This is a genomic window from Rhizorhabdus dicambivorans, assembly GCF_002355275.1.
Taxonomy (GTDB): domain Bacteria; phylum Pseudomonadota; class Alphaproteobacteria; order Sphingomonadales; family Sphingomonadaceae; genus Rhizorhabdus; species Rhizorhabdus dicambivorans.
This window is the reverse complement of sequence record NZ_CP023449.1, coordinates 1144805-1156781: the sequence shown is the minus strand read 5'-3', so window position 1 is coordinate 1156781 and position 11977 is coordinate 1144805. Positions and strand designations below refer to the sequence as shown.

The window sequence follows — 11977 nt, the reverse complement described above, 5'->3', positions numbered from 1 at the left end:
CCTGCCCGTTCAATAGGGCAGGCCCATGAAGCGCATGCCGTTCTCGTACATGATCTTGTGGACGTCGCCGTCCGATAGCCCCCGGCACGCTTCGTCCGCGAACATGCGAGGTTCCTCGACGCCTTCGGCGTGGGGATAGTCCGATCCCATCAGCAGCCAGTCCGCCGTGCCGACCTGGTCGACGATCGACTTCAGATCGTCCTCCGGATAGGCGACGACCGAGACATGCTGGGCGAAGATACGGCTCGGCCGGTCCTTGAGCTGGCCACCCGGCCAATAGCCGTTCTTGGCGATGCCGCGGCACTTGTCCATCTTGGTCAGCATCGCCGGAACCCACTCGGCGCCGTTTTCGGCGGAGAGCAGCTTCACATTGGGGAAGCGCGCGAAGAAGTTCCAGAAGATGAAGCTCGACAGCGTCTCGATCACCGGCCGCTCGGAATAGCCGTGCATCCAGACGAAGGCGGTCTGCTTGATGCGCGACTGCTGCACCGGCTCGCCCCACACCGCCATATGATGCTTCATGTAGATCGCTTCGGAGACGTGGAAGACGACGCGGATGCCGGCCTCGTTGGCGATCGCCCAGAAGGGATCGTGATCGGGATGCGCGGGCGCCTTGCCGTTATAGGGGCCCATCGGCATCAGAATCAGCTTGGCGCCCTTTTCGACCACGCCGCGCAGCTGCCTGCAGGCCTCATCGAGGTCGTCGAGCGTGATGATCGGCGCGGTGTAGATGCGGTCGTCATAATTGTAGCGCCACTGGTCGTACATCCAGGCGTTGTAGGCGTTCAGCACCGGATAGGCGTAGCGCGGGTCGTCGAGGAAGCTGATCGCGGTGATCATGTTGCCGATGAACAGGATCGACGAGCGCACGTCCCAGCTGTCCAGCTTCTTCACCCGCGCGGCGGGTTCCATCATGTCGGCGGTCTTGGGGACGTGCAGGTCGATCTCGGCCTTGCCCTCCTTCATCGCGCGCAGCCATTCGTGGAGCTTGCCCGGCGCCGGCACGCGGCCGTCCTCGAACAGGTGATCGGCGCTGATCTCCACCTTGCGCGGGCCGACATACATGGCGAAATCGCCGTCATCGCCAGCCTTGAAGCTGATGCCGTATTTCTCCGCCGCGTCACGGGGCAGATATTTGGTCCACGCGTCGTCGGTTTCCCAGAAATGGGTGTCCGCATCGAAGATCGGCCCCGTGTAGAGCGAAGGACGATCCGCCGACTTGATCTGCGCTGGGGAAGACATGGCGACTCCATAAGACTGAAGAGACCGCGTGCGGGGGATCGAATTGCCCCTTGCCACCGCACCGCGTGTTCGACCGGGATATACGACACCGCCGGAGGGCCGAATAGAAGCCGGCCGCGTCCATCGGTTATCTGATGGCAGACGCACACGATCATCAGATGACCGATGAATCGGGCGCCCCGGCATCCCCGGCCCATCGTCCGGTTGACGCCCCACCCCGGCATCCTATCTTTCCCCAGAGCCCAGCATGACCGGCGCCGCCGGATCGCGGATCGCCCATCGACGACGGCAGGATCCCGGGCGAAAGCGAGGAACAGGATGAGCGCGGAATTTGACATCGTGATCCGTGGCGGCACGGTGGTGGACGGCACCGGCGCGACGGGTTTCCAGGCCGATGTGGCGATCAAGGACGGCGTGATCGCCGCGGTCGGCGCGGTCGGCGGCCGGGGCATCGAGGAGATCGACGGCGCCGGGCTGATCGTGACCCCGGGCTTCGTCGACGTGCACACCCATTATGACGGGCAGGTCACCTGGGAGAACACCCTCGCCCCCTCCTCCAACCATGGCGTGACGACGGTGGTGATGGGCAATTGCGGCGTCGGCTTCGCGCCGTCGCGGCCCGAACATCGCCAGCTGATGATCAAGCTGATGGAAGGCGTCGAGGACATCCCCGAGGTGGTGATGGCCGACGGCGTGCCGTGGAAGTGGGAAACCTTCCCCGAATATCTCGACTTCCTCGACACCCGGCGCACCGATGTCGACTTCGCGGCGCAGCTGCCGCACAGCCCGCTGCGCGTCTATGTGATGGGCGAGCGCGGCACCAACCTGGAGCCGCCGACAGAGGCCGATCTGGCCGAGATGCGCCGCCTCACCCGCGAGGCGATCGAGGCCGGCGCGCTCGGCGTCACCACCTCGCGCCAGCTTGCCCACAGCTTCCGCGACGGCCGTCCCGCCCCTTCGACCAAGACCGAGGTGGACGAACTCGAGGCGCTGGCCGAAGGGCTGAAGGATGCCGGCGCCGGCGTCTTCCAGATCATCCCCAACACAGGCCAGCCGACCACCCACGAATGGGGCATCATCGAGAATCTCAACCGGGTCTCGGGCGGCAAGTCGGTCAATTTCAGCCTGTTCACCGGATCAGAGGTGGTAGGCGGGCCCGAACCGCTGCTCAACGGCCTCGCCCGGGCCAAGCAGGAGGGGCGCCGCATCCACGGCCAGTTCTTCCCGCGGCCGATCGGCATGCTGTTCGGCATCGAGCTGAGCTATCACCCCTTCTCGCTCAACCCGAGCTACAAGCAGATCGAGAAGCTGCCGCTGGACGAGAAGGTGGCGCGGATGCGCGACCCCGCCTTCCGCAAGCAGCTGCTGTCCGAGCAGCCCGAGGACCCCAACCCCTTCTTCCTGTGGGTGGTCCAGCAGACCCATATATTGTTCCCGCTCGGCGATCCGCCCAACTACAACCCGCATCCCAGCGACAGCATCAAGGCGCGCGCCGAGACGCTGGGCATCGACGAGCGCGAGCTGATGTATGACGAGCTGCTGCGCCAGAACGGCCGGGCGATCATCTACTGCCCGATGGGCAATACCGAGAACAACCGCTTCGACGCGGCGGTGGACCTGTTCGGCAAGCCCGGCACCGTGCTGGGCCTGGGCGACGGCGGCGCGCATTACGGCATGATCTGCGACGCCGCCTATCCGACCTACATGCTCTCGCAATATGTCCGCGACGGCCACAAGATGACGATCGAGCAGGCGGTGAGCATGCTGAGCCGCGAGACCGCCGAGACGGTGAACCTGTTCGATCGCGGCGTGATCAAGCCGGGCTACAAGGCCGACCTGAACGTCATCGACCTCGATCGGCTGCACCTCTACGCGCCGCGCGTGAAGCATGATCTTCCGGCCGGCGGCAAGCGGCTGAGCCAGCAATCGGACGGTTATGAGGCGACGATCGTCTCGGGCCAGATCACCTATCGGCGCGGCCGGCCGACCGGCCAGCTGCCGGGCCGGCTGGTGCGCTTCGGGCGCCCCACGCCCGAAACGGCGCACTGAGCCGCAAAGAAACGAACCAGAGCGAAAGGGGATTGCGTGGCCAAGCTCGATGAAAAGCAGGAGATCGGCGTCAACTTCATCGCCGGGATCATGGGAGAGAAATTCGGCGACGCCTTCCGCGACGCCGCCAGTTCCGACCGGTTCGGTTCGCCGATCACCCGGATGGCGGCGACGGCGTGCTTTCATGATGCGTGGCAGCATCCCGGCATCAGCCGCAAGGAAAAGAGCATCGCGATCGTCTCGATGCTGGTGGCGCAGCGCCAGCCGCTGGAACTGAAGAACCATGTGAAGATCGGCCTGGCCAACGGCCTGACCGTCGCCGAGCTGGAGGGCATCCTCGTCCAGCTCGCCCCCTATGTCGGCTTCCCCTGCATCGCCACCGCGACCACCGCCGTGGTCGAGGCGATGCGCGAGGCCGGGGTTTCGCCCGATGGCCTTGAGACGGCGGAAGAACGCGGCCTGCTCTGACATGGACGACGCGGTGAGCCCGCATTTCTCCGGGCTGACGATATCGCTCGAGCATACGCTGCCCGAGCTGATCGCCCATGTCGCGGCCACCTATGGCGACACGCCCTTCGTCGTCGGCGAGGACGGGCGGGCGACCAGCTTCGCGGGATTCGCCGAGCGGGTGAACCGCCTCGCGGCGGCGCTGGTGGCGCAGGGCATCGCCCATGGCGATCGCGTCGCGATCTGGGCACCGAACAGCCCGGAATGGATGATTGCCGCCTCGGCGATCGAGAGCATCGGCGCGGTCATGGTGCCGATCAACACCCGCTTCAAGGGCGGCGAGGCGCTCTACGCGCTGGGCAAGACCCGCGCGCGCCTGCTGTTCACCGTGGGCAGCTTCCTCGGCAACGACTATGTCGCGATGCTGGCGCAGGCGGGGGATGGTCTGGGCGCGGCCGGGCCGGTCGCGGCGCTGCCGGCCCTCGAACGGATCGTGCTGCTCGACGACGCATCGCTGGCGGTGTTCGAAGCCAAACAATGCGGCGAGGCTGAGCTTGCCGCGCACATCGCCGCCGTCCGGCCAGACAGCATCGCCGACATCCTCTTCACCAGCGGCACCACCGGCTACCCCAAGGGCGCGATGCACAATCACGGCCAGGCACTGTGGATGGTCGCCAACTGGAACCGCTCCAACGACCTGCACGCCGGCGACCGGGCGCTGATCGTCAATCCCTTCTTCCACAGCTTCGGCTATCGTTCGGGCTGGGTGTCCGGCCTCGTCGCGGGGATGACGGTCTTCCCCGTCGCCAGCTTCGATCCCGAAGCGGTGCTCGCCCTGATCGAGCGCGAACGGATCAGCGTGCTGATGGGTCCGCCGACCATCTTCACCTCGCTGATGGAGCATCCGCGCTTCGGCGATTTCGACATCTCCTCGCTCCGGGTCGGGCATACCGGCGCATCCAACGTGCCCGTCGAGCTGATCCGCGCCGGCCGCGAGGTCTTCGGCTTCGACCTGTTCCTGACCAGCTTCGGCCAGACCGAGACCACCGCGCTGGTAACGGTCAACTATCCCGACAGCGATTTCGAGACGATCGCCAGGACCGTCGGCGTGCCGCTGCCCGGAGTCGAGGTGCGGATCGCCGAGGACACCGGCGAACTGCTGGTGCGCGGGCCCAACGTCATGCAGGGCTATTTCGAGGATCCCGAGCAGACCGCGGCGACGATCGACGCCGACGGCTGGCTGCACACCGGCGACGTCGCCTGCCTGAACCCCAACGGCACGGTGCGCATCCTCGACCGGCTGAAGGATGTCGTCATCGTCGGCGGCTTCAACGCCTATCCGGCCGAGGTCGAGAATATCCTGCGCGCGCATCCGGCGATCGCCGACATCTGCATCATCGGCTGGCCCGACGACCGGATGGGCGAGGTCTGCGCGGCCTGCGTCATCCTGCGCTCCGGCGCCAGCCTGACCCTGGCCGAGCTGACCGCCTGGAGCCGCGAGCGCATGGCCAATTACAAGGTGCCGCGCCACCTGTTCCTGGTCGAGGATTTCCCGCGCACTCCGCTCGGCAAGATCCAGAAATTCGTGCTGCGGGACAGGCTGACGGCCTGAAGATCCTCCCTATGCGCAGAATGGGAAGGATCTTCTATTGCGCTGCCATCCTATATGCCCTCGGCGAACAGCCGCTGCTCTTGCGGAACAGATCGCGGAAGAAGCCGACGTCGCGATAACCGACGAGATGGGCGATCTGCTCGATCGAGAAGCGCGTCCGGTGCAGCATCGAGCGGGCAGCGTCCAGCCGCGCCTCGCGCAGGTAGCGCGCCGGGGTGATCCCCATCGACCGCTCGAAGCGGCGCGCCAGCGTGCGCGTGCTGACGTGGAACTGCGCCGCCACCGCGCCCATGTCGATATCGTCATGCATGTGCGCGATGATCCAGGCGCGCGCCTCGGCGATCAGCAGATCCTGGTTGTTGCGCATCGGCAGCAGCGCATTGTCGGGCACCGCCGTCTCGGGCAGGCCGCAGGCGCGGCGATAGCGCTCGGCAAGGCCGTGCGAATGGAAGCGGCGGGTGAGCGCCACCACCAGCGCGAACACCGAGGCGGGCTCGGCTGCGGTCAGCACCCGGCCATGTTCGGCGAGCGCGCCGATATGGGCGAGGCGGATCTGCGGATGGAGCTGGCGCACCTGACGGGCGTGGCGCGGCGGCACCGAGGCCGGGCCACCATCGAGCAGCCCTGCCGCCGCCAGCGCGAGCACGCCCGAGCCGAGCCCCGCCACCCAGGCCCCGATGCCATGCTGCCAGCGCAGCCAGGCGCTACGCGCCGCATCGTCCCAGGGCTCGCCCGCGACCGGATCGTCGCCGGCCGGCATGAAGACGACGTCGTAGCGCTGGCCGCCGGGGCGAAGCGGCAGCGGACGGCTCTCCGACAAGGGCGCTTCGCCGAGCCGCGCATCGTGGAGCAGATCAAGCTGGAGCGGCAGCATCCCGGCCTGTCCGTCCAGCTCTCCGGCCAGCCGTTCGGACAGGCGGGCGAGATCGCGTAGCGGCGCCAGGCTCGCGCGCTGGGTGGCGGGCTCGCAGAGCATCGCGATACGAACCAGATCGGAGGAGTTTGTCACTTCTACCTATGATAATGTCCTGAATGCTGCTGGTCCAGTGCCCCCGGCCGCGCAATCCTCCCCCCCATTGCAGGAGAGGATCATGGCGATAAGCCCCAAGGAACGCGAAGCGCTGCGCGCAGCGTGGAACGGCCATTGCGATGCGCTGAAACAGGTTGCCGGCGAGGCGATCGACGGCGCGCTCGGCGATCCCTCCGACGGCGACGAGCTGGCCGAGCTGCTGCGGTCGATCGCCCGCATCGCGGCGATGAGCCTCCAGCACCGGCTCGACTTCAACGATCCCGATTTCCCGCTTTTCCTGCGCCAGATGGACGACCGCTTCCGCTATGGCGGGCCCGACAACAACATCGCCTACCTGCTTGCCGCGCTGCGCGGCGACGCGACCTATAGGCTGCGCGGCAACAATGGCGGTGAGGGCCGCAGCGTCAATATCGGCCGGCTGTGGCACGACAATATCGCGACGGACGCGAACGGCGATTTCGAGGTGATCGTCTCCGCCGAGGAACAGCCCGGCAACTGGACCCCGATCGCCGCCGACCTGACCGGCGACATCACCATCCCCGACCAATATCCCACCGCCGGCAACGGCCTGACCGTGCGCCGCTACGACTGGGATTGGGACCGCGACCTGCCGCCGGGCTGGCTGACGATCGAGCGGATCGATCCAGGCGCCCCCGCCTATCCCCCTGCCCTGTCCGCCGACACCTTGGCCGGCCAGATCGCCAATGCCACGCGGCTGTTCCTGGCCGCCGCGCGCTGGTGGAACCGGCGCGCGGCCAATGTCCGTGCGGACAACCCCGCCAATATCATCACCCCGCCCAGCACCGAGCCACCCGGGGTCAAGAATTTCAAGCCGCCGATGACCGGCGGCAAGGCGTGGCTCTATTATGGCATCATCTGCCTCGACCTGGCCGAGGACGAGGCGATCCTGATCGAGACCGACCTGCCCGACGGCCCCTATTGGAGCTTCACCCTCTACAATATGTGGTGGGAAGCGCCCGACATCATGAACCGGCAGACTTCGCTCAACGCGCGGCAGGCGCATGTCGATGGCGACGGCAAGGCTCGCTTCGTGATCTCGGCGCGCGATCCGGGGGTGCCCAACTGGCTCGACACCGGCGGCACCCGGCGCGGATTCCTCCATTATCGCTGGTTCCGTCCCGACCAGGCGATCCCCACGCCAACCTCAAGGCTGATCAAGGCGGACGCGGTGCGCGAGGTCCTGCCCGCCGATCATCCGACGGTCGACGCCGCCACCCGCCGCGCGACCCTGTCGAAGCGGCGCGAACAGCTCGCCAAGCGGTTCCAGCGATGAGCGGTTTCGACCCTACCAACGCCGATGCGCTGCATGAAGAAGCGATCATGCGCACCGGCCTCGCCGATTTCGGCGATGGCGACTATCGCGAAGGACTAGGCGTGCTGATCGAAGCGGTGCGGAGCAGCCCGCGCCGTGACCGCATCGCACCGCGCTTTGGCGCGATGGCGATCAACCTGCTCGCTAGCCGGCTGTCCTCGCAAGCTGGCTGGAACGCGCACCCGGAAGTCCTCATCGATCCGGTGCCGGCACCGTTGATCATCACCGGCCTGCCGCGCAGCGGCACGACCATCCTGCATTTTCTGATGTCGGTCGATCCGCAGTTCCAGTGGACACCGCGCTGGGTGGGCGAGGCGCCGCTTGTCCGCCCGCCGCGCGAGGAATGGGAGAGCCATCCGCAATATCGCCAGGTGCATGATCGGCTGGAGGCGACCTTCGCCGCCAATCCGGGCCTGCGCGCCGCGCACGACATGGGCGCCGCGCTGGCCGACGAATGCATCACCGTCATGGGCCAGAGCTTCATGACCAACGCCTTCAACTCTACCCTGCCGCTGCCCGACTATCGGCGCTGGTGGTACGAGGCCGACGAGGAGCCCTCCTACCGCCGCTACAAGGACAATCTGCGGCTGATGGGCGCGCGCGAACGCGACAGGACGTGGCTGCTCAAGAACCCGTCGCACACCTATGGCTTTGACGCGATGCTGCGCGTCTTCCCCGATGCGCGGGTGGTGGTGCTCCACCGCAACCCGGTCGAGACGATCGCCTCGGGCGCGAGCCTGATCTGGCGCAACGGCCAGCTGTTCGACAAGGCCGAGACCGGGCCGATCCGGCTCGACATCTTCGCCCGCGCGGTCGAGCGGATGCAGGCGGCGCGCGAAGCGCATCCCCAGGCCGATGTGCTCGACATCCAATATCGCGACCTGATCGCCGACAAGCTGGGCACGGTGCGGCGCATCTATGCCCATTTCGGGCTGGTGCTGAGCCCCGAAGCCGAGGCAGCGATGCGCGAATTCATCGGCGACAACCCGCAGGGCAAGCATGGCCGGCACGACTATTCGTCGGGCGAATTCGGCATCACCGACGATCAGGTCCGCGCCCGCTTCGCCGATTACATCGCACGCCACGACCTCGCATGACGGAGAGCAAGGCCATGAAGTTTCAGGGCGATTTCTATCAGATCGGCGTCGTCGTCCGCGACATCGACGCCGGCATAGAGCATTATTCCAGGCTGCTCGGCCTCGGCCCCTTCTGGCGGCTCGATACCGATTATGAGGGGCGCTACCGCGACTGGCGGGGCCGCTTCGCCAACCGCAACGCCTTCACCCGATGGGGCAATGTCTATCTCGAGATGATCGAGCCCGTGATCGGCGAGGGCAATGCCAGGGAATGGCTGGAGACGCGCGGCGAGGGGATCTTCCATCTCGGCTATGCGGTCGACGATCTCGGCCAACGGCCCGGCGGCGTCGAATGCGTGTTCGAGAGCTGGGGCGCGACGATGCCCAATGGCGACGCCGCGGTGATCCACCTCGATACCGTCGCCCAGCTTGGCTATTTCGTCGAGCTTTCCGACCGAGCCCTGGTCCGGAAACTCAATGCCCGCATCGACCAGCATATGGCGGAGGCGGTGGCATGAGCCGGCGCTTCGAGAACAAGGTCGCGATCGTCACCGGCGCGGCCGCCGGCATCGGCCGGGCGTGCATGATCCGGCTCGCGAGCGAGGGCGCGACCGTGATCGGCACCGACATCAACCGCGACAAGCTGGATGCGGCGGTCGCGGCGGCGGGTCCCGGGGCGCATGGCCTGATCTGCGACTCGGCCGACCCCTCCGCGATCGAAGCGATGGTGGCGGAGGTGATCGCCCGCTTCGGCGCGATCCATGTGCTGATCAACAATGCCGGGATCGGCCCGCGCCAGCGGCTGCGCCTGCACGAACAGCCGCCGGAGGACTGGGACCGGGTGATGGGGGTCAACGTCCGCGGCGTCTATCTGATGCAGCGCGCGATCATCCCGCACATGCTGGCCCAGGGCAGCGGATCGATCGTCAACATGGCCTCCACCGGCAGCTTCCGGGCCACCGCCATGTCGAGCCCCTATATCACCTCCAAGGGCGCGGTGCTGATGATGACCCGCGCCGCCGCCGCCGAATATGCCAGGGACAATATCCGCATCAACGCGGTCTGCCCGGGCACCACCAACACCGACATCCTCGCCAACAGCAGCGCCGAGATGATCGAGATGCTCGTCGCCCGATCGCCGCAGGGACGGCTCGGCCAGCCCGAGGAGGTGGCGGCGCTGGTCGCCTTCCTCGCCTCGGACGAGGCGCCGCATATCCATGGCGGCGCCTATATCATTGACGGCGGCCGCAGCGCGATCTGAAGGGGAGGAAGCGTCATGCCCGAACCGGGCCGATATTATGACCGACTGGCCGGCCAGACCGCGATCGTCACCGGCGCCGGCGCGCCCGGCGAGGACATGAGCAACGGCCGCACCATCGCCATGCTGTTCGCCCGCGAGGGGGCCAGGGTCTGCGTCGTCACCCGCGACCGCGCCAATGCCGAGCGCACCGTGGCGATGATCGAGGGCTTCGGCGGCCAGGCGTTCGCCTGCGCAGGCGACGTGACGAAGCCGGAGGACTGCAATCGCATCCTCGCCGAGGCGGTGGCGGTGTTCGACAGGCTCGACATCCTCGTCAACAATGTCGGGCGCGGATTTGGCGGGCCGAAGCTCGCCGACATCGACGATGCCGTCTGGCGCGAGATCGTCGACGTGAACCTGACCGGCGCCTTCAACATGTGCCGCGCGGCGATCCCGGCGCTGCTTGAGGGCGCGGGCAAGGCGATCGTTAACATCTCCTCCACCGCCGGCCAGCGGGCGCACGGCTCGCTCGGCTATGGGCCGGCCAAGGCCGCGCTCGACGCCTTCACCCGCGAGATCGCGACCGTCTATGGCCGGCAGGGCATACGCGCCAACATCGTCTCGCCAGGGCATCTCTACACCCCGCATGTCGCCAACAACCCGCAGCTAACCCCGCTGCGCGAGAAGCGGCGCAAGGTCGGCCCGCTCGGCATCGAAGGCGACGCCTGGGACGTCGCGGCCGCGACCCTGTTCCTCGCCTCGCGCGAAGCGCGGCTGCTGACGGGCGTGCTGCTACCGGTCGACGCCGGAGTCAGCCAGATCGCGGGGATGACCGCGCATGGGCTGATCGAGGGGCCGTAACTCCGTGAAAAGTCAGCATGACGTCCAAGAGTGACCGGCTAGGGCAGCAAACCCCGCAGATCATGGTCGAGCGCCGCCTGCGAGAAGCGGGCGGCATAGGCTGTGTTTACCGCCTCGGTCTGGAAGCGGACCTCGTTGGTCAGGAAGATGAACAGGCCCCAGGCGATCGAACGCCGATAGTCGAGCCAGGCCTGGTCGCGATCCACCGTCACGCCATGGCCGGCCAGCGCCGCCAGGTAACGATCGAGCAGCGCCCTTTCCCAATCGCGGCGGTCGGCGAGGTCGGCGGCGCAGACGATGTGATAGGACACCTCATGGTGCCAGGCGGTGCGCGCGACCTGCGCGTCGAAGAAGCCGGGCGTGCCGTCCTCGGCGACGTAGAGGTTGCCGAGATGGGTGTCGCCATGGATCAGGCATTTGGGTTGGGCGTGCTGGATCTCCCCGATCCGGAGCAGCGCGCGCTCCATCCAGTCGCGGTCGTGGAAACGCCGTGAAGTCGCCGCGCCGCGAGGCGAGGTCATATAATGCTCCCAGACATCGGGAACGAGATAGCGACGCATATAGTCGAGGCCCCAGGTCTCGAACCGGCTGTGGATATCGGACCATGGGCCGCCGGCCTCGAAGCGCACCGACTCCCAGGTCGCGGCATGATAGCCGGCCATCACCTCCAGCCGCCGGGCGATCCGCGCGAAGCCCTGCGGTTCCAGCGGATCGCAGAAGACCAGCCCGTCGCGGCGCAGATCCTCCATGATCACGATCGACTGGTGCGACCCCGGATCGGACCCGGCGAACCAGCAGCGCGGCGAGGGCATCGGCACATGCGGCTGGATATCGGTGTAGAAGCGCGCCTCGTTGGCATACATCGCCGCCATCTTCGGGCTGTGCTCCTCGAAGCCGCCCTTGACGATCAAGGTCTCGGGCAGCCCCTCCCCACGCAGCTGCACGCGGATCTTGGTCGAGGTTCCCCAGAGGATATCGACAATCTCGGCCGCCTCGATCCCCCGGCGGAGGGCGCGGCCGAGCCAGTCCGCATCGACCTGCTCGGGCGTCAGCGGCAGCGGTAGCGCGCGATCCGTCATGTCTATTT

General features: G+C 67.1%; 11 protein-coding genes. 8 read left to right on the top strand and 3 right to left on the bottom strand.

Annotated features, from left to right (window positions below):
- Nucleotides 1–9: 9 nt before the first annotated feature.
- Complete coding sequence (locus tag CMV14_RS05530; protein ID WP_066967837.1) at nucleotides 10–1242, bottom strand: amidohydrolase family protein; 1233 nt, start codon at nucleotides 1240–1242, stop codon at nucleotides 10–12.
- Between the two features lie 318 nt (nucleotides 1243–1560).
- On the opposite strand from CMV14_RS05530, the gene CMV14_RS05525 reads away from it, so the two are divergent.
- From CMV14_RS05525 to CMV14_RS05515, 3 genes are read left to right on the top strand one after another with little or no spacing between them, the layout of a single operon-like run.
- Nucleotides 1561–3291 carry an N-acyl-D-amino-acid deacylase family protein gene (locus tag CMV14_RS05525; protein WP_066967840.1) on the top strand — a complete coding sequence of 577 codons (1731 nt, stop codon included), beginning with the start codon at nucleotides 1561–1563 and terminating at the stop codon, nucleotides 3289–3291.
- A gap of 36 nt (nucleotides 3292–3327) precedes the next feature.
- Nucleotides 3328–3759 (top strand): carboxymuconolactone decarboxylase family protein, encoded by a 432-nt coding sequence (locus CMV14_RS05520; protein ID WP_066967843.1) that lies wholly within the window; start codon nucleotides 3328–3330, stop codon nucleotides 3757–3759.
- A 1-nt stretch (nucleotide 3760) separates the two neighbouring features.
- Nucleotides 3761–5350, top strand: a complete 1590-nt coding sequence (locus CMV14_RS05515; RefSeq protein ID WP_066967846.1) for an AMP-binding protein — start codon at nucleotides 3761–3763, stop codon at nucleotides 5348–5350.
- A 34-nt stretch (nucleotides 5351–5384) separates the two neighbouring features.
- Here CMV14_RS05515 and CMV14_RS05510 read toward each other — a convergent pair whose 3' ends face one another.
- A complete protein-coding gene (locus CMV14_RS05510) occupies nucleotides 5385–6359 on the bottom strand; it encodes a helix-turn-helix domain-containing protein (RefSeq protein ID WP_238147197.1) in 975 nt (324 codons plus the stop codon).
- Nucleotides 6360–6441: 82 nt separating this feature from the next.
- Here CMV14_RS05510 and CMV14_RS05505 point away from each other — a divergent pair, with 82 nt between their 5' ends.
- From CMV14_RS05505 to CMV14_RS05485, 5 genes are read left to right on the top strand one after another with little or no spacing between them, the layout of a single operon-like run.
- Complete coding sequence (locus CMV14_RS05505) at nucleotides 6442–7674, top strand: DUF1214 domain-containing protein (RefSeq protein ID WP_096367679.1); 1233 nt, start codon at nucleotides 6442–6444, stop codon at nucleotides 7672–7674.
- Nucleotides 7671–8810, top strand: a complete 1140-nt coding sequence (locus CMV14_RS05500) for a sulfotransferase family protein (protein ID WP_066963907.1) — start codon at nucleotides 7671–7673, stop codon at nucleotides 8808–8810. Before CMV14_RS05505 ends, CMV14_RS05500 begins: the two co-directional genes overlap by 4 nt.
- 14 nt (nucleotides 8811–8824) lie before the next feature.
- On the top strand, nucleotides 8825–9307 hold the full coding sequence (locus CMV14_RS05495; RefSeq protein WP_066964178.1) for a VOC family protein: 483 nt from the start codon (nucleotides 8825–8827) through the stop codon (nucleotides 9305–9307).
- On the top strand, nucleotides 9304–10050 hold the full coding sequence (locus CMV14_RS05490; protein WP_066963910.1) for an SDR family NAD(P)-dependent oxidoreductase: 747 nt from the start codon (nucleotides 9304–9306) through the stop codon (nucleotides 10048–10050). The genes CMV14_RS05495 and CMV14_RS05490 overlap by 4 nt, the downstream gene beginning before the upstream one ends.
- Nucleotides 10051–10065: 15 nt before the next feature.
- Nucleotides 10066–10890 (top strand): SDR family NAD(P)-dependent oxidoreductase, encoded by an 825-nt coding sequence (locus CMV14_RS05485; RefSeq protein WP_066963913.1) that lies wholly within the window; start codon nucleotides 10066–10068, stop codon nucleotides 10888–10890.
- A 38-nt stretch (nucleotides 10891–10928) separates the two neighbouring features.
- Here CMV14_RS05485 and CMV14_RS05480 read toward each other — a convergent pair whose 3' ends face one another.
- Nucleotides 10929–11969, bottom strand: a complete 1041-nt coding sequence (locus CMV14_RS05480; protein ID WP_066963916.1) for a phosphotransferase family protein — start codon at nucleotides 11967–11969, stop codon at nucleotides 10929–10931.
- Between the last annotated feature and the right edge of the window lie 8 nt (nucleotides 11970–11977).